The 18,520-nt window shown below is 53.3% G+C and carries 18 protein-coding genes; 8 read left to right on the top strand and 10 right to left on the bottom strand.

Annotated features, from left to right (window positions below; genetic code table 11):
* From asnB to M2397_RS05150, 6 genes are all read left to right on the top strand, one after another.
* Positions 1-1,956, top strand: a complete 1,956-nt coding sequence (asnB, locus tag M2397_RS05125) for an asparagine synthase (glutamine-hydrolyzing) (protein WP_145334786.1) — start codon at positions 1-3, stop codon at positions 1,954-1,956.
* On the top strand, positions 1,956-3,086 hold the full coding sequence (locus tag M2397_RS05130; protein WP_259242388.1) for a glycosyltransferase family 4 protein: 1,131 nt from the start codon (positions 1,956-1,958) through the stop codon (positions 3,084-3,086). Before asnB ends, M2397_RS05130 begins: the two co-directional genes overlap by 1 nt.
* A complete protein-coding gene (locus tag M2397_RS05135; protein ID WP_145334781.1) occupies positions 3,083-4,045 on the top strand; it encodes an SDR family oxidoreductase in 963 nt (320 codons plus the stop codon). Before M2397_RS05130 ends, M2397_RS05135 begins: the two co-directional genes overlap by 4 nt.
* A 45-nt stretch (positions 4,046-4,090) precedes the next feature.
* Positions 4,091-5,125: a glycosyltransferase family 4 protein gene (locus M2397_RS05140; protein ID WP_145334778.1), complete on the top strand. Its 1,035-nt coding sequence runs from the start codon at positions 4,091-4,093 to the stop codon at positions 5,123-5,125.
* Between the two features lie 86 nt (positions 5,126-5,211).
* A complete protein-coding gene (locus M2397_RS05145) occupies positions 5,212-7,206 on the top strand; it encodes a nucleoside-diphosphate sugar epimerase/dehydratase (RefSeq protein WP_145334775.1) in 1,995 nt (664 codons plus the stop codon).
* 108 nt (positions 7,207-7,314) lie between these two features.
* A complete protein-coding gene (locus M2397_RS05150) occupies positions 7,315-7,653 on the top strand; it encodes a ComEA family DNA-binding protein (protein WP_145334772.1) in 339 nt (112 codons plus the stop codon).
* Between the two features lie 40 nt (positions 7,654-7,693).
* Here the strand turns inward: M2397_RS05150 and M2397_RS05155 are convergent, their stop codons facing one another.
* The 8 genes from M2397_RS05155 to M2397_RS05190 are packed head-to-tail and all read right to left on the bottom strand — an operon-like array spanning position 7,694 to position 15,075.
* The gene (locus M2397_RS05155) at positions 7,694-8,881 is read right to left on the bottom strand and encodes a hypothetical protein (RefSeq protein WP_145334769.1); all 1,188 of its coding nucleotides are present in this window, start codon (positions 8,879-8,881) and stop codon (positions 7,694-7,696) included.
* Positions 8,878-9,804: a glycosyltransferase gene (locus tag M2397_RS05160; RefSeq protein WP_145334766.1), complete on the bottom strand. Its 927-nt coding sequence runs from the start codon at positions 9,802-9,804 to the stop codon at positions 8,878-8,880. Before M2397_RS05160 ends, M2397_RS05155 begins: the two co-directional genes overlap by 4 nt.
* Positions 9,801-11,045, bottom strand: a complete 1,245-nt coding sequence (locus tag M2397_RS05165; protein WP_145334763.1) for an O-antigen translocase — start codon at positions 11,043-11,045, stop codon at positions 9,801-9,803. Before M2397_RS05165 ends, M2397_RS05160 begins: the two co-directional genes overlap by 4 nt.
* Positions 11,042-12,148, bottom strand: coding sequence for a DegT/DnrJ/EryC1/StrS aminotransferase family protein (locus M2397_RS05170; RefSeq protein WP_145334760.1), 1,107 nt, complete (start codon positions 12,146-12,148; stop codon positions 11,042-11,044). Before M2397_RS05170 ends, M2397_RS05165 begins: the two co-directional genes overlap by 4 nt.
* A complete protein-coding gene (locus M2397_RS05175) occupies positions 12,141-13,082 on the bottom strand; it encodes a GNAT family N-acetyltransferase (protein WP_145334757.1) in 942 nt (313 codons plus the stop codon). The genes M2397_RS05170 and M2397_RS05175 overlap by 8 nt, the downstream gene beginning before the upstream one ends.
* Positions 13,076-13,996, bottom strand: a complete 921-nt coding sequence (locus M2397_RS05180) for a hypothetical protein (RefSeq protein WP_145334754.1) — start codon at positions 13,994-13,996, stop codon at positions 13,076-13,078. Before M2397_RS05180 ends, M2397_RS05175 begins: the two co-directional genes overlap by 7 nt.
* Before the next feature lie 9 nt (positions 13,997-14,005).
* Positions 14,006-14,674: an acetyltransferase gene (locus tag M2397_RS05185; protein WP_145334751.1), complete on the bottom strand. Its 669-nt coding sequence runs from the start codon at positions 14,672-14,674 to the stop codon at positions 14,006-14,008.
* Entirely contained in the window at positions 14,659-15,075 is a 417-nt protein-coding gene (locus M2397_RS05190) for an FdtA/QdtA family cupin domain-containing protein (RefSeq protein WP_145334748.1), read from the bottom strand. The genes M2397_RS05185 and M2397_RS05190 overlap by 16 nt, the downstream gene beginning before the upstream one ends.
* Positions 15,076-15,513: 438 nt before the next feature.
* Here M2397_RS05190 and M2397_RS05195 point away from each other — a divergent pair, with 438 nt between their 5' ends.
* On the top strand, positions 15,514-16,362 hold the full coding sequence (locus M2397_RS05195) for a DUF1989 domain-containing protein (RefSeq protein WP_259242390.1): 849 nt from the start codon (positions 15,514-15,516) through the stop codon (positions 16,360-16,362).
* A gap of 6 nt (positions 16,363-16,368) precedes the next feature.
* Here M2397_RS05195 and M2397_RS05200 read toward each other — a convergent pair whose 3' ends face one another.
* Together M2397_RS05200 and eat are read right to left on the bottom strand one after the other, a co-directional pair.
* Positions 16,369-16,536 (bottom strand): DUF2897 family protein, encoded by a 168-nt coding sequence (locus M2397_RS05200; RefSeq protein ID WP_003172675.1) that lies wholly within the window; start codon positions 16,534-16,536, stop codon positions 16,369-16,371.
* A gap of 110 nt (positions 16,537-16,646) precedes the next feature.
* Positions 16,647-18,011 carry an ethanolamine permease gene (gene eat, locus M2397_RS05205; protein ID WP_131699030.1) on the bottom strand — a complete coding sequence of 455 codons (1,365 nt, stop codon included), beginning with the start codon at positions 18,009-18,011 and terminating at the stop codon, positions 16,647-16,649.
* 413 nt (positions 18,012-18,424) lie between these two features.
* Here eat and kdpF point away from each other — a divergent pair, with 413 nt between their 5' ends.
* Positions 18,425-18,514: a K(+)-transporting ATPase subunit F gene (gene kdpF / locus M2397_RS05210; RefSeq protein WP_003218754.1), complete on the top strand. Its 90-nt coding sequence runs from the start codon at positions 18,425-18,427 to the stop codon at positions 18,512-18,514.
* Positions 18,515-18,520: the final 6 nt, after the last annotated feature.

The raw sequence follows: 18,520 nt of genomic DNA on the forward strand, positions 1-18,520 counted from the left end.
ATGTGTGGTTTGAGCGGTATTTTCGCCTCGGGTAACACCGAACTCGAGGCTGTTGTTCGGTTGATGAACACGTCGCTCATTCATCGAGGCCCGGACGACTCCGGTGTGTGGGTTGACGAGAATGCGGGAATCGCTTTGGGACATCGGCGTCTAGCAATTATTGATCTATCTGAAGCTGGACATCAACCGATGCGTTCCAGCTGCGGACGATTTGTCATAGTCTTCAATGGCGAGATCTATAACCATGGCGAACTAAGGCAAGCGTTGCACGACGATGGTCTTATCTCGATGGGGCTGAAAGGCCATTCGGACACCGAAGTGCTTCTGGTCGGACTTGCGAGCTGGGGTGTTGAAAAGACCTTGAAAGCATCTGTGGGGATGTTCGCGTTTGCGCTGTGGGACCGGCAAGAGCGGGTCTTGACGCTGGGCCGTGATCGTATAGGCGAGAAGCCGCTTTATTATGGCTGGCAGGATGACATCTTGCTCTTCGGCTCGGAGCTCAAAGCCATCAAGGCATTTCCGGAGTTTCGCGCGGAAATTGATCGCAATGCGTTGACACTGTTGCTTCGCCACAATTGCATCCCTGCGCCGTACAGCATTTACAAGGGCATCGCCAAGCTTCAGAGCGGTCATTATATTGTCCTGCCTCTGACTGATCTCTCTGCTGCGAAAGCTGCTATACCCCGGCCATATTGGCGCCTTAATGATGCGGTGGCCAAAGGTCTTGCTGATCTGTTCACCGGCAGCCCCGAGGCGGCGACTGATCTGCTCGAGGCTCAATTGCGGTCGAGTATTGGTCAGCAAATGTTGGCCGATGTACCGGTGGGCGCTTTCCTCAGCGGGGGCGTGGACAGCAGCACGGTTGTGGCCCTGATGCAAACCCAGAGTACCCAGCCGGTTCGCACGTTCACCATCGGCTTCGATGAAGGAGGGTTCGACGAGGCGGTACACGCCAAGGCCGTGTCCAAACACCTGGGCACCCAGCACACTGAACTTTATGTGCGTCCCCAGGACGCTGCAGCGGTAATCCCGCGTCTGTCTTCCATGTATTGCGAACCTTTCAGCGATAGTTCGCAGATTCCGACCTTCCTTGTCAGTCAACTGGCCAGTCAACAATTGAAGGTCGTACTCAGTGGGGATGGCGGTGACGAATTGTTCAGTGGCTACAACCGGTACCTGAGCGCAAAAAATATATGGTCGAAGATGCAGCATGTGCCGTCGTTCGCGCGACAGGCCAGCGCGGGCCTTTTACGATCGGTATCTCCCACCACGTGGGACAGTCTTTTCAACCTAGCAAAGCCGCTGCTTCCCAGCAGGTTTCATGTGAGCGGGCCTGGGGACAAGGCACACAAACTGGCCAACGTGTTGACGCTGGCGGACGGACATGAATTCTACCTCCAACTGAACAGCCATTGGAGCGATCCGGCGAGCGTTGTCATCGGCGGTGAAGAACCCCCGACAATGTTTACCGACGCGTCGCGCTGGCCGAAGACCGATTCTTTCGAGCACTGGATGATGGCGATGGATGCTCAGACCTATTTGTCGGATGACATCATGGTCAAGCTGGATCGGGCCTCCATGGCGGCGAGTATTGAAGGGCGTGTTCCCATGCTCGATCACCGAGTAGTCGAGCTGGCGTGGCGTATGCCGCTTGATCTGAAACTCCGTAATGGCCAGGGTAAATGGCTGTTGCGTCAGGTGCTTTATCGCCACGTCCCGAAAGAGCTGATCGAGCGTCCCAAGCAAGGATTCAGTATCCCGCTCGGTGAATGGTTGCGCGGTTCGTTGCGCGAATGGGCCGAATCCCTCCTTGATGAAGCTCGTCTGATCCGGGATGGTTACTTTCTGCCAGAGCCCATTAGAAAAATGTGGAGCGAGCATCTCCAGGGACGAGGCAACTGGCAGCCTCATCTGTGGACCATTCTTATGTTCCAGGCATGGTTGGATGAGCAGTGATGAGTAAGACGTTGTTGTTTATAGTCAATGATCCGGGATTCTTTCTGTCCCATCGTCTGCCTGTTGCCAAAGGCGCACAGGCGGCTGGCTACAAAGTTCATGTCGCCTGCATGCCAGGGGCTGCGGTTGCTGCAATCACGGCGCAGGGTTTTGAGTTTCATCCTGTGCCACTGTCGCGCAGTGGCCGCAATCCGTTGGCTGAACTGGGGCTGATGTTCACCATCTGGAAGTTGTTATGGCGCCTGAAGCCTGACGTGCTTCACTTGGTTACCATCAAACCGGTCCTTTATGGCGGCGTTGCTGCGCGCTTCGCTCCGGTTAAAGGCGTCGTCACGGCCATCTCCGGGTTGGGCTTCGTATTTCTTTCCAAGGGTATCAAGGCCGTGCTGATTCGGCGTCTGGTCAGTGCCTTTTATCGCCTAGCGTTGGGTAAGGGTAACCTGCGCTCGATTTTTCAGAACCCTGACGACCGAGACCTGTTGCTGGCGATGGGCGGGCTTACCGAAGCCAAGGTTGTAATGATTCGTGGTTCGGGTGTTGATCTGGCGCTTTATGCGCCCGTTCCAGAGCCGCAGGGGTTACCTGTAGTCTGTCTCGCTGCGCGGCTTTTGCGCGACAAAGGCGTGGTGGAGTATGTTGAGGCCGCAAGGGTATTGACCAAGCGCGGTGTACAAGCCCGCTTTCAATTGATTGGCGGTGTCGACCCTGGTAACCCTGCCACAGTAACCAAGGCTGAACTGGATACGTGGCGCCAGGAAGGTATTGTCGAGTTGCTGGGATATCGCGACGATATTGCGCAACTGTTTTCAGACGCCAATATAGTAACCTTGCCCTCCTACCGTGAAGGGTTGCCGAAGGTGCTGGTCGAAGCCGCCGCCTGTGGCCGAGCTGTGGTTACCACCGATGTTCCCGGCTGCCGTGACGCAATTGACGCAGGCGTCACGGGGCTTTTGGTGCCGGTACGGGATGCAAACGCGTTGGCCGATCAATTGCAACTGCTCATTGAAGATTCGGCGCTGCGGCGTCAGATGGGCGTTGCAGGTCGAGAACTGGCGGTACAGTCGTTTGCGATCGAAAAAATTGTGGAACAACATCTTGAGGTCTATCGTCAGTTGGAGCGCACGGCTTGAATCATCAACCCACATACTTCGTCACTGGTGCCAGCGGTTTCGTAGGTTCTGCAGTGGTAGAGCGATTGGCCTCGATGGCAGGTTGCACGGTGATGGCTCTGGTTCGTCGCGATGGTGTCGCATTGTCGGCAACGGTCTACCCGGTGAAAGCCGGTATGAATTATTTGGCTGGCGAACCGCTTCCTCTTTCCGGCGTTGACATTCTGGTGCACTGCGCTGCACGCGTTCACGTAATGTCCGATGCTTCCAGCGACCCGTTGACCGAATATCGAAAGATCAACGTTGCGGGTACCTTGAAGCTGGCTGAGCAAGCCGCGCAAGCGGGTGTGAAACGCTTTGTGTTCATCAGCTCGATAAAGGTCAATGGCGAGCGCACGCGTCTAGGACAGCCTTACACCGCAGACGATGTTCCGTCTCCAGGCGATCCTTACGGTGTTTCCAAGATGGAAGCCGAGCAGCAACTTCGGTTGCTGGCGCAGAGCACGGGCATGGAAGTCGTCGTCATTCGTCCGGTCCTCGTTTATGGACCAGGTGTCAAGGCCAATTTTCGCAGCATGATGAGTTGGCTGAACAAAGGTGTCGTACTGCCTCTGGGTGCCATTGGCAACAAGCGCAGCCTCGTCGCACTGGATAACCTAGTGGACCTTATCGTGACCTGCATGACGCATCCTGCAGCGGCTGGCCAGACGTTTCTGGCCAGTGATGGAGAAGACCTCTCGACCACCGAGTTGCTCAGATGCATGGGAGCCGCGCTGGGTAAACCGGCACGACTGCTGCCGGTGCCAGCCATGCTGCTGGAATGGGGGGCCGCATTGATTGGGCGCAAGTCGATCGGCCAGCGACTTTGCGGGTCTTTACAAGTCGATATTACAAAGGCACGTGATCTGCTGGGATGGGTGCCGCCAACGTCGGTTTCCGAAGCACTGAAAAAGACGGCGGCAAGTTTCAAGGAAGTCTGATTTAGAAGGATGGTCCGTTCCCCGGACTGCCAATTGGAGCTGTGGATGATTCACTTATTGTGGCTTGCGCCCGCTGCGGGAGCCCTCGCACTTCTGCTTACTTGGATCCTGCGACGCTATGCGTTGGCAAACAGCATGATCGATATACCCAATGCTCGTAGCTCCCACTCCATTCCCACGCCTCGCGGGGGCGGTGTGGCGATCGTGTTGAGCTTTTTGATCGCGCTGCCGATCCTGTATATGGGAGACGAGATTTCACGCTCGGTTACATGGGCCTTGATGGGGGCGGGCGCGGCCATTGCGATCCTTGGTTTTCTTGATGATCACGGGCATATCGCAGCAAGATGGCGTTTGCTTGGCCATTTCGGCGCGTCTATCTGGGCACTTTTCTGGCTGGGCGGACTCCCTCCGATCAGCTTGCCTGGCATGGTGGTTGACCTTGGGTGGTTGGGCCACATACTCGCTGCGTTTTATCTGGTGTGGTTGCTCAACCTGTACAATTTCATGGATGGCATTGACGGGCTCGCCAGTATCGAGACGCTGTGCGTCTGCCTTGGTGCCTGCCTGATCTACGCGTCGACGGGTAATCAAGCGCTCATCTGGGCTCCATTATTGTTGAGCATGGCAGTCCTGGGCTTCCTTTACTGGAACTTTCCGCCGGCGCGTATTTTCATGGGCGACGCTGGCAGTGGCTTTCTCGGCATCATCCTGGGGATATTCGCGCTGCAGGCTGCCTGGCAGGATGTGGCTTTTTTATGGGTGTGGCTGATACTGCTTGGTGTATTCGTTGTAGACGCCACCTTCACGCTTATCAGGCGTCTGCTGCGCGGCGACAAGGTTTATGAAGCCCATCGCAGTCATGCCTATCAATTCGCTTCACGCCAAGCTGGGCGACATTTGCCTGTCACCCTGGCAGTGCTCGCGATTAATTTATTGTGGTTGATACCTATCGCGCTTTCTGTGGCTTTATTGGGTCTCAATGGTTTGGTGGCTCTGGCTGTCGCCTATATACCGCTGGTGCTGCTAGCTATCAAATTCCGTGCAGGCCAGTTGGAAAAAACCATCTCACCTCCGGTGTAATTCGCGTGCGGAGCAATAAGGCCATTCAAGTGTTCAATGCTGGTCATGCAGAGCAGGTCAGGAGCGTTAGAGGTGTATAAAGGGTTATGAGTAAAGTTCGATCTTACCTGCTGGCGCTTCCTCGCAGGCGCAAACGCATTCTGCAGGTCATCACAGATATCCTGCTGGTCTGGTTCGCCCTGTGGATGGCGTTTGTCGTGCGCCTCGGGGTGGACGACATGATAAACCCGGCGGCCCTGCACCAATGGTTGTTCCTCTGCGCTCCGGTTGTCGCTATTCCACTGTTCGTGCGTTTTGGCATGTATCGCGCCGTCATGCGGTACTTCGGCAACGACGCCCTGATTGCGATTATCAAGGCAGTCAGTCTCTCCTCTTTGATTCTGGGTGTGGTGGTCTACTGGTACAGCAACCATCAGAACGTAGTGCCACGTTCCATCATCTTCAATTATTGGTGGCTTAGCCTGATCATGGTCGGCGGACTGCGTCTGGCCATGCGGCAATACTTTCTGGGCGACTGGTTCGCTGCGGCTCAGCATGTGCCGTTCACCAGCCGTGACGACGGCTTGCCGCGGGTCGCGATCTACGGTGCAGGCGCTGCGGGCAACCAATTGGTGGCTGCGTTGCGCATGGGCCGAGTCATGCGTCCTGTCGCCTTTATCGACGACGATAACAGCATCTCTGATCGTGTCATCTCCGGGCTGCAAGTGTATAAACCCCAGCACATTCAACGCATGATCGACGCGACGGGGGCGCAGGAAATCCTGCTGGCAATTCCATCTTCCAACCGTGGCAGGCGCCGTGAAATTCTCGGCTTTCTTGAAGGTTTCCCACTGCATGTGCGCAGCGTCCCCGGCTTTATGGATCTTGCAAGCGGCCGTGTAAAGGTTGACGACATTCAGGAAGTGGATATCGCCGACCTGCTGGGGCGCGACGCCGTGCCGGCCCAGGAGGAGCTGCTGGAACACTGCATCAAGGGGCAGTCCGTACTGGTCACCGGGGCGGGCGGCTCGATCGGTTCCGAACTCTGCCGACAGATCTTGTCACTGCATCCCACCACCTTGTTATTGTTCGAGCACAGTGAGTTCAACCTTTACAGTATTTTGTCGGAACTCGAACAACGGATCGTCCGGGAGTCATTGCCGGTTCGTGTACTGCCTATACTCGGGTCGATACGCAATGAGGCGAAGTTGCTCGACATCATGAAAACCTGGCACGTGGACACGGTTTATCACGCAGCGGCCTATAAGCACGTACCGATGGTCGAGCATAATATTGCCGAAGGCGTACTTAACAATGTGATCGGTACCTTGAACACTGCCCAGGCTGCTCTGCAGGCCGGCGTATTGAACTTCGTACTGATTTCCACCGATAAGGCGGTTCGCCCGACTAACGTGATGGGCAGTACTAAACGCTTGGCCGAGATGACACTGCAGGCCCTCAGTCGTGAGCTGGCGCCGGTGTTGTTTGGTGACATTGCAAATGTATCGCGCGTCAATAAGACCCGGTTCACCATGGTTCGCTTTGGTAATGTTCTGGGATCGTCGGGATCGGTGATTCCGTTGTTTCACAAGCAGATCAAATCCGGCGGGCCACTGACGGTCACTCACCCGAAGATCACGCGCTATTTCATGACTATTCCCGAGGCAGCCCAACTGGTGATCCAGGCTGGCTCCATGGGGCTTGGCGGAGATGTTTTCGTACTCGACATGGGGGGGCCGGTAAAAATTACCGAACTGGCGGAAAAGATGATCCATCTCTCCGGTCTCAGTGTTCGCTCCGAAAAAAATCCCCTTGGTGACATCGCGATTGAGTACACCGGATTGCGTCCTGGTGAAAAGCTTTACGAGGAGTTACTGATCGGTGACAACGTCGTTGCCACCCAGCACCCGATGATCATGAGCGCCAACGAAGATCATCTTTCCTGGGATCTGCTCAAGGGCATGTTGAAGCAACTGCTTGCCGCCGTGGATCAGCATGATTACACGCGCGTACGCCAGCTCCTGAGGGACACCGTAAGCGGCTATTCTCCGGAAGGTGAGATTGTCGATTGGATCTATCAGCAACGCCGCCTTGAACTCTGAGAAATACCTCGTTACTCAGCCATTTTTGACGTTCTCCAAAGATCTTCTAGTTTGAAAAAGCAGCTTCGGAAAGCTGCTTTCTCTTCTAGATGCCATGGAGTGTTACCAATGCAAAACGCATACCTTTGCGCCCTCGTCTTTACCGTGCTTAGCAGTTTCTCACTCGCGGGCACGGCTGCTCCTGCACCCTCCCTCAATGTTGATTCACCAATCCAGTCCTCTGCTCAGATAGACATTGCTGCGCAAAATGCCAAGGTCAATCTCAACGCTGCCGATGCACAAACGTTGCGACAAAACCTATTCGGTATTGGTGCGGCTAAAGCCAAAGCGATTGTGGCTTATCGAGAAAGCAATGGGCCTTTTACGGCTGTAGATGAACTGCTCGAGGTGAAGGGAATAGGCAAGGCGCTGATGGAGAAAAATCGCGAAAGATTGGAAATCAAATAACCCAATCAAGCAGGCCGGTCATTGGCCGGCCTGTTCCTGACTATAGTGGGGACTTGTTAAGTGACATTTCCCTACAGCCCGCAGCCGCAATCAGAAGCAGGAAAGCGGGTGCGATAACCAGGGGGCGCTGAACAATAGACAATATCAATAGCAGCGAAAAAGCCATGCCATTCATGTTCGAGAGCACCCTATGCCTCAGCGCAAAGCCCAATAGCGTCAGTACGAAGAATGCTGTGCCCAGAATGCCCGAGTGAAAGATGATTTTTTTGAAGCTGGCGGAGCCACTGTCGTCTTCTTTCTCGCTGCCGAATATGAGTGAGCGTGTGTCGGACGATTGCCACTCAGCAAATAGCTTGTTGAAGCCATCGGTATTGCGATTGTCTCCTGCCAGCCCCTCCGACTTATAGGCGAAGCGGTCATACATCACGGTCTTCAAATAATCATTTTGTGCAGACAGCATGACGAGTGCCACCATGACGCTCAACAGCACTATGTTGCGTTTGTTACCACGCACGGCTTTGATGGCAAAGTAAGCCAGGCTTAATATGAAAAAGGCCATGGACAAACTTAGAATCCCGGAAATAAATATGATGAGGTTGCTGCGTGACTTCAGATTGAACCTGTCTGCCGCCAGCAGCAGGGCGGCGAAGGTACCCAGCGCTCCAGGCTCATCGAAAAAGCCAAAAAACCGATAAAATGGATTGTCCAGCATATAATCCAAAACCACGGTAGTAGGGTAAACAAAATAGCCTACGCCATTTTGAGCTTTTAGTTGATCGGGGATTTTGTACTCAGGCAGGGGACCCAGTAAGAATAATTTATTGTCACCGCTTAGGTGATGTAAAAACCAGATGCATATACCAGGAAGCAGGAGAATGGCAATCAGCCGTTTTGATTTACGGAAAATACTCAAAACTTCGTTCTGGGGTATGCAATAAAAAATCAAATAGCCGGCCATGAAATATAAACAGCCTAAAATGCTCGCACCATAAAAGTAGTAAAACAGAAAAACCATTAACGAGAAAAGCAAGCCAAAAAAGTATTCGCGTAGCGCAATATTTTTCTTGAGGGAAAAAAGTACCAGGCACACACCCGCGATCAACGCTTGAAACTGAGGTGTGTACCCCCAGATATAAAAGGGGTTTAGTGCAATGACGATCCAGGTTGCCATCGCCCAGAGATAGGTTTGCTTTTGCAGTGAGGGATGCGTTTCTGAAATTTCAATCATCGATCAATCCGACATATAATCAGCGCCAATGCCAGTAATTTTTTGAAGCTCAAGTCTCCCAGAAGCGAGCGGATAATATATTTCAGGGCGCCGCTATAATCCTTTTTCACCTTGTGCAGGTGCCGGGCGTATGAGTAGTACAGGTTGCTTTTGCCTTTTTTTATAGCACTGTACAGTCCGGGGAAATAAAACTCGCACAGTGCCAGTGAAACTAGGCTGTCATCCAGGTAGCCCATATTTGACGCATGGCTCTCATGCACGCGGTATTGCGTCAGCGGTGTTTTTAATATGTAAATATCGCCTTTGCTGGCGATATGGTAGTAGAACAGGCTGTCTGATGCTTTAGGCAAGCGATAGTCGTAACCAGAGGCAGGAATTCGATCAGCTCTCACCATAAAGCCCGGCACGGGCACCAGGGAGTTATTGGAGGCGATCAATTCGTCGAGTTTGTAAACAGGGTTGCGTTTATTGAATTTATCTTTCTGTATTTTTACCGCACGTCCCTGTCCGTCAATAATTTGGACATAGGATCCGCAGATAGAAAACTCGGGATGCTGCTCCAGGAACTCGACCTGTTGGGTGATTCGCCCGGGCAGCATCAAATCATCGCCCGCAAACATGGCGACGTATTTACCTTTTGCAAGACGCAGCCCCGCATTGCAATTACCTGTGATTCCGTGGTTAACAGGCGCTAGGTTGAGTATTATTTTTTCAGGGTTGGCTGCGTGCATCTCCTGGAGGAGTGCGTCGGTACCATCTTTGGAAGCGTCATCACTGATGATGATTTCAATATTCGTATAATCTTGCGATAAAATTGATTGAATGCACTCTTTGATATAGTTCGATTGGTTGTAAACGATGACCACGACGCTGACGAGTGGTTGTGCAGGTGAGGGCGACATTACGCTTGACTTAAGGCTCAATTAATTTTCCGCCACACGAAGAAATACAAAAATATCCAGTAGGCTATGTAGTTTACGCAGTAGCCCATTGACGCCCCGATCAAACCGTAGGCGTTGGAGAATGCCACGACCAGTAGGCATAGCGTTATGGAGAAAATGATTTCAGAGATGATGAACTCTTTGATCATCGCTCGGCTAACCATCAAGTAGGACAAAATCCAGCTGCCTATTTTCATGGTGTCGCCAACCAGTTGCCACGTAAACAACGGGCGCATGGGTGCGAATTCCTTGGTAAACAATATCCAGATAATAAGATCGCGAAAAACAAAAACGCCCAGCGATAGCAGCGCGGCAGCAGGCAGAATTATTTTATAGCCGGACATCACTTCGTGTTTGATCTGGCTGGCTGAAGTCAGTTCCGACAGCTTGGGCAGGTAATACACGCTCAGTGTCATGGTGACCACCATCATGTACGCGCCGCTTAGCCGAGTCATCGCCTCCCAATAGCCTGCAGATTCGGCGCTCAAGGATTCATTCAGGTAAGTCCTGATAAACAGGGAACTCAACGGAACGCATATGGCAGAGCACAGCGCCATAAATGTAAAACCGGTGAGCTTCCTCAGCGCACTGCGATCAAACTCGAAGGCAAATATACCGAGTCTGAACCAACTGGTTTTCAAGCAAACGCCCAATGTGAACAAACAGGCAATTGACTGATAAGACACCAAAGCGATCAGTGCTCCAAGAAAGTCGAAGCAATAAGCCAGGACCGCAGTAAAGAGCAATGAGAACAGGCTGCCCAGAATATTTGCGATCACATAGCCCTTGATTTCCTTCTTGCCGTTGAGTATGGCCAGGAGCAGGGTGTTAACCACCATCGGCATCAGCCCGATGGCGAACACAATGAAAAGTTTGCTGTAGGACCTGTCCCCAAGAAAGAATTCTGCGAGCTCTTTATCAAACACAATAATAAATATCGCGCTGATGATACTGCCCGATAGCGCAATGCTGAAAGCCGTGCGCCAGACCTTTTCTTGCTTTAAAGGATCCTGTCCATACTCCGCCGTGTATTTGGTGACGCCGGTGCTGACTGCGCCACTTGCGAATGTTGAGAAAATCTGTACCGCATTTTGAAGTTGGCCTATGAGAGCGTAGCCCGACGGACCGGTATAGATCGCGAGCACCTTATTTATGCCGAGCAGCGTAAATATTTTTACCAGCGACGCTATACCACTCAATAGACTTGTTTTTATCAGCTTCATGACGATACGTAGGCGTTGCACACTTCTATGACGTGCGAAACTTCATCATCACTGATTGTGGGATTCAACGGCAAACTCACCACTGTGTCGTGTATGCTCTCGGTGATCGGGAAGCTTTCAGTCGTCATCCCGCGCAGCGCTACTTGTTTGTGCGGAGCGGTGGGGTAGTGGATTTGTGCTTGCACACCGTTATCGGAAAGGTGGGACATGAACCCTGTGCGGTCGTCGCATCGGATAACGAACAGGTGCCAGGCCTGGCTTTTGTCATCAGCGAGATGCGGCAGCGTGATCAATCGATTATCGATGTTAGCAACGTAGTTCGCTGCAATCGCTCGCCGGCGAGCGTTTTCATTATCGAGGTGCTTGAGCTTGACAGAGAGCATCGCGGCCTGCAGCTCGTCCAGTCGGCTATTAATCCCCGCATAACGATGTTGATATTTCGCCTCACTACCGTAGTTGCCCAAGGATCGAACAATGTCGGCAAACTCAGCATCATTGGTAGTGATGCCGCCGCCGTCGCCCAGCGCACCCAGGTTTTTTCCAGGATAGAAGCTAAAACCTGCGGCATCTCCAAAGGCTCCGGCCTTCTTCCCTAAAGCCTCTGCGCCATGCGCCTGCGCAGCATCTTCGAGAACCAGCAGATTATGAGCCTTGGCGATATCATTGATTTTGTCCATCTCGGCCAATTTACCGTACAGGTGGACAGGCAACAAAACCTTGGTTTTTTCGCTGATCTTCTGTTGAATTTGTCGAGGATCGATATTGTAGGTTTCGAGGCGTGGCTCCACGAGAACGGGCGTCAATCCACTTTCAATGATGGCCAGAATGCTCGCAATGTAGGTATTGGCTGGGACGATGACTTCATCGCCGTCGTTAATCCGACCTTGCTCTTTCCATGCGCGCAGGGAAAGGGTGAGTGCGTCCAGACCATTGCCCACACCGATGCAGTACTGGGTGCCACAGTACGCGGCAAATGCCTGTTCAAACTGTTCGAGTTCTTCGCCCTTGATATACCAGCCGGACTTTATCACGCGCTCGGCAGCTGCCAGGATGTCTGCCTGGTATTGATCGTTGACTTGCTTCAGCTCCAAAAACTTAATCATTCAATTCCAGCCTGTAAAAGTCATGCACGATAGCCCGGGCGCTGAAGCTCTCTTTTTGTGCGATTAGCCCGGTGTTCAAGTAAAGTCCGCCACGCTCCGTCGATATGCCAAAGCTGAAATACGCCTTGTCCAAGCGCTTGGCTTCATCAATGCAGCTTGCCAGGGTCAGATCGAGTGCCCCGGATTCCTTACCGACTTTGTTCGCCGCGATGTATTGAGTATGCAAGACCTGCTCATAAGCAAATAGCAGCACACCACATATCAACTCTCCCTCCTTGCGCACTACCCTTAGACGGATGTTTTCAGGAAAGCGCTCGTGGAGCAGAGCCATTTCATCGATCGAATGAGTCGGTGTGGCGCTGTGCCTCGATAGCACGCTTGAAAGCAGTGCGTGATAGGCCGACCAGTCCGTGGATTCCTCTACACATAGGCCGTTCTTCTTCGCCCTTGCAATCAGCCATTTTCGGCCTTTTGAAAACTTGGGCTCTCGCTCCATATCGATGACGCTGGATATGTCTCTGCGGAACAAGGTGGCGCCAGCGATAGTCAGCGCATACAGGTCTTCTTGAGCCGGGTGGGTGGTGAATATGTAGGGAATCGACTTGTATTCAAGGCGGCTAACAGTCTTTTCTTTCAGGAAGATTTTGAGCGTCTGCAGTATCTCAATGACCTTTTCGGCTTTGACCTTGTGCGAAAGTATCAGCCCGCCGAACGTCAAACCGCCATGTGAGTACACAACGTTGTCCACGATGTTGGCGGGCAACACGGCAAGAAGTTGATCTTCCTGTTTAAACAGAAGTGAGAAGTCGTTAAAACGATCGGCGTGGTAATCCATGAACGGGCGTTCGAAGATAAACAGCGGTGTCTTGCTCGTTCTGACAAACTCATTCCATTGGCTTTCGGCGTCTTGTTGATAAAGCTCGCAGATCACCATTGAACCAGCTCCATTAGGCCAATACCTTCAACGCCCATATGGTTGCCATTGTAAAAAGCATATACTTTATCCGCCGTGACACACAGGCGCGGATAGCACAGGTGCTGGTCGTCAAAGCCCGCGTGTTCGGATAGTGACATGCCTAATTCGGCGTCCTTGCGCGTCCAGTTGATACCGTCTTCGGAGTAGGCAACGCCTGGAAAATAATCCGTACCGGTAATTCCGCCTTTTGTATAAAACATCATATAGCCGCCGTTTAACTTGTAAACGGAGGGTCTGCCGATTCTATATTCATCACCTTCATTGTCGATGCAAAGATGATGGGGGCCCTGAAAGGAAATGCCGTCAGGCGACTCTGTGTACCAGATGTTATAACGAGGATATTGAACACCGTTTATATCACACCAGCCATCTCCCAATGCGTACCAAACTTTCCAGCGCCCCTCGTCATGGATCGCAGTATGTATTGCGCGGATCGTACGGCCTCGGTGCACGCGATCAAGTACGGGGGCTTCAGAAACCCGATCGAACCTAAGTCCGTCCTGACTGGTTGCCAGCCCAGTGAAAGCAAGGAACTTGGCTTTTTGGACGATCTGGAACCCAACGTAGTACATTCTGATCGTATCGCCATCGCGCACAACGTCACCCATGATGACGCCGTTATCGTCGAAACATCCGGGGCCACCCTCAGTCAATACGGGCTCTTTGCTCACTCCCAGCACCTTGCGTGGGTTTTGTGATGACACATCTACATAACCTATGCGGCTGACGCCGACCTTGTCTCGAAATCCGGCATAAATTCTGATGACATCCGGGTTCAATAAAAAAGGTGTTGGTGTAAGTGCTGAGTTCTCTGCCCACTCAGGAAGCTGGGTTCGAGCATCGAATATCTGGCCTATTTTTTTCCAAAGCATCTCAATACCCTACAATTTTACTTTAAGACTGCTTTTCTTCGGCAGCATCTGTGCAGGTGAGCCGTAATAAATTCGCTCTGGCTCGGGCAGATTTTTATTGACCAGGGTTCCGGAGGCAATCACGCAGTCTTTGGGGATGCTGATACGATCATTCAGTGTTGAGTTGACACCGAGAAAGCAAGACTCGCCAATATCGCAATAGCCTGACACCACGACATGCGAAGAGAGGAAGCAGTTGTCATTGATACGTGAACGGTGTCCGATATGGTTGCCGCTCCAGAGAATCACATTGTTCCCAATCGATACGAATGGTTGAACTGTATTGTTCTCGAAAATAAAGCAGTTTTCGCCGATTTGAGCGTTGTGCCACACGAACGCACGGGAGCTAATGTAGCTGGCGCACGTATAGCCCTTGGACTTGATCAAGCCATACAGACGAGTTCTCAGTCGGTTGAGTTGCGAGGCCGGTATCGCGATGAAGACTTTATAGTCGGCGGGTGGAAATTTAGTTTCGATTGATTCCAGCTCTACAATGGGGAGATCGTACAGCGTGGTATTTTCGAGGTATTCCTTCTCGATGGAAAAAGCGCAGACCTCAAAATCAGAGTCATGCGTAAAGTACTCATAAGCAATCATGGCGAACTCACCCGCCCCAACGATTATCAGTTTTTTAGACATGCTTGCTCCTCAAGAAAAGTCTCATAAGATCTTATGTAGTCGGATTCTTCGTAATGTTCACTTGCCAGCACCAGCAATACGCAGTCATGGCTGAAGTCATGCATTTCCCGCCATACCATACTTTCGATAACCAGCCCGCGGGTAGCGCTGTTCATAATGGTTTCTTGGCGAACAGTTCCATTGTCCAAGACCATCTTGCAGGTGCCGGATACGCAGATCGCAATTTGTTTTAAATTTCGATGGGCATGAAACCCCCTGCTGATGCCGGGGGCTGTAGCGTAGATGTAATAAACACGCTTTATCTCAAAAGGGATAATCTTGTCGATGCCAACTTCGATGGCGATCAACTCCCCTCGGTTATCGCCCAGTCGCTCAAAATCCAGCCATCTGATCAATTCCATTTCATCCACCATGTCTCATATTTACTCTGTTTACCCGCACTGATGAGCTATGATAGTGAGGTAAGTAAATTAAATTCCATACCCATACATGTCACTTTCATTACAAGCGATGAGCCATTCACCATTGCGGCACGCTCACAGTAGGCCGCACGCCACCTGTGTAGTTACAAAGAGTCAGGTCCGTCCGGCTTCAGCGTCTCTCGTCGAAAGGGTGCTCTCTGGTTCATCGTGCATCTGCGTGAATTGACAAAAAGTGGCTTTGGATGGAAACCCAGACTATAGCTTGAAAAAGGTCGATTATGTCACGGGGTATGATAAATACCCATACAAAAGCGGTTTCCGATCCCACTTTAAAACCTTCGGTCCTGATACTCCTCAGCACTGGCATGAATGATGATCATCTATTATGTAGAAAATTCCCCAGTCGAGGCGTCCATCATGTACAAAAATTACCCGCCCGCTTACCAAGTCAGCAAAGGCGCCGCGCTGCAGGTCGACACCGCCTTCTATGAGCGCATTCGCGATCACAAGAATCCGCGTACGTTAATCGAACGATTCGAAATCCCAATCCGCACGGGCAGGGCGTGGAAGGTGCCGGCCGGGCATGTGTTTCGTGTCACCACGCCCGTGGGCCCGCAGGTGGGGGACTTCAATGTGTGGAACGCCAATGACCCCCGCGAACGTCTTTGGGCTGCACGTACCCGTCAGTTGCAGGGTGCGCATGTGAGCACTCATGACCGGCTATGGTCGAATCTGCCATTTCTAAGGCCCCTGGTGACCATCACCGATGACAGCCTGGCCAGTTACGGCATCGATGAGCATGGCGGGCGTCTGCATGACTTGCTGGGGACACGCTGCGATCCCTATGTGAACCGCATGCTCACGGGCGAGGATTTCCACCACCATTGCCACTCGAACCTGACCCGTGCGGTTTTGCCTCACGGTCTGACGGAATTCGATGTGCATGACGTGCTGAATATCTTCCAGTGCACGGGCCTCAATCACGACGATATGTACTTCATGAAAGCCTGCCCAGCGCAGAAGGGCGATTACCTGGAGTTTTTTGCCGAGATTGATTTGCTGTGCGCGCTGTCGACGTGCCCAGGCGGGGATTTGTCACTGCCGATGTGGGGGCCGGATGCGCAGGACCCGCTGACGGTGTGCCGTCCGCTGGGGGTTGAGATCTACAGGTTGAAGGACGAGTTGCTGGTCGGCTGGAGCCAGCCGGAGCGTGCTGCCTATAAAGGGCAGCACGGGTTGCAGATTGCCAAGGCGGATTGGGAGTAAACGGTCCTAGCGGTCCTGCGCGTCCTTGGCGTCCGCCTGGGCATTGCGCTCGGCCACGCGTTTGCGTTGTTCGTCGGTGAGTTCCACCTTGTTGGCGCTGTCACGCAGCATCATCAGCCCTCCGACGATCGACCCGATCGCAACTACCATAATCAACCACGCATACCACGGCATAAGGCTCTCCTTGAGGCAGATTACCGTGGGAGAATTTTCCCACGGCAATAACTACTTTGAGTTACGGGCTTTCTGAGTAGTTCAGTGTAGGCCCGTTCTGCCTCGAAACCTTAGAGCCCGGTCAACATTGCATCTGCCGGTGCATCGGCACGGTCCTGCGCGGTCATCTGGAAGTAGATGAAACCCACGGCCATAAAGCCGAGGAAGATCATCCCGATCAGCGCGTTGAACCACGCCATGGCCACCAGGCACACCACAGCCAGCACCAACGCGATGCCGGGCACGATCGGATAACCCGGCGCACGGAAGGTACGTTCCAGCAGCGGCTCGGTCTTACGCAGTTTGAACAGGCTGAGCATGCTCATGATGTACATCACGATGGCGCCGAATACCGCCATGGTGATCATCGCCGCAGTCAGGGTCATGCCGCCCAGGTTGATCAGGCCATCGCTATAGATCGCGGCGATGCCGACCACGCCACCGGCAATGATTGCCCGGTGTGGTGTTTGAAAGCGCGACAATTTGGCGAGGAAAGATGGCAGGTAACCGGCGCGGGCCAGGGCGAAGAATTGGCGCGAGTAGCCCAGGATAATGCCGTGGAAGCTCGCCACCAGGCCGAACAGGCCGATCCACACCAGCATGTGCAACCAGCCGGAGCTGTCGCCCACCACGGTTTTCATCGCCTGCGGCAGTGGATCGTTGATGTTCGACAGGGTGCGCCAGTCGCCCACGCCGCCGGCAAAGAACATCACGCCCATGGCCAGGATCACCAGGGTCAGGATGCCGCTGATGTAGGCCTTTGGAATGGTGCGCTTCGGATCTTTCGCTTCCTCGGCCGCCATGGCCGCGCCTTCGATGGCCAGGAAGAACCAGATGGCAAAAGGGATCGCCGCAAACATCCCGGCAATCGCCGGGGCGCCGAAGGTGTCGGAACCGGCCCAGCCATTCAGGGCAAAGTTGCTGAAGCTGAACGCGGGCGCGACCACGCCCATGAATACCAGCAGCTCAGCGACGGCGAGCACACACACCACCAACTCGAAGGTGGCGGCGAGTTTCACGCCGAGAATATTCAGCCCCATGAACACGATGTAGGCACCGACGGCCGCGTGTTTGGGGTCCAGGGCCGGGAACTGCACATTCAGATACGCGCCGATCGCCAAGGCGATGGCGGGCGGAGCGAAGACAAATTCGATCAGTGTGGCGAGGCCTGCGATCAAGCCGCCTTTCTCACCAAATGCGCGACGACTGTAGGCAAACGGTCCGCCTGCGTGAGGAATGGCGGTAGTCAGCTCGGTGAAACTGAAGATAAAGCAGGTATACATCGCTGCGACCATCAACGAGGTCACCAGGAAGCCCAAGGTCCCGGCCACTCCCCAGCCGTAGCTCCAGCCGAAATACTCCCCGGAAATCACCAGCCCCACGGCAATGCCCCATAAATGCAGGGTGCCCAAGGTGGGTTTGAGTTGTGTGTTCATCGTGTTGCGCTCCCTGAACGGTTTGGAATGATTCAAGGTGTTGCAGCGGCCATGCCAGCCTGGGAATCATTGTCGTAAAGCGGCGCAACTGTCGTGTGGGGGACGGTTTGGCGTTTGAAATTTTCCCGTGTTGCACCAGATGGGTGCGGTGGCGACTGTGTCGGCGCTATCGGGAGCAAGCCCCCTCCCACAGGTTGACCGTATTCCAGGGATGTATCCTGCCCAAATGTGGGAGGGGGCTTGCTCCCGATAGCGCCCGCCCAGACGCTGGAAACCCGCAGTGTAAACCCCGCATAAACCCACTCTTTACGCCATCTTTACGCCCCGCCCACCCCCTCGCTCTCGTTCCTTTACGCCACTCCTGCGGACAATTGCCCTACACGCGGCACTCGCCGCTAAACGGAGAGACTTCCATGAGCGTTCTGGACGGGGTGTCACTGCTATTGGCCGTGGCGCTGTTCATTTATCTGCTGGTTGCGCTGTTACGCGCGGATCGGAACTAGGAGCTG

This window comes from Pseudomonas sp. BIGb0381, assembly GCF_024809815.1.
GTDB lineage: Bacteria > Pseudomonadota > Gammaproteobacteria > Pseudomonadales > Pseudomonadaceae > Aquipseudomonas.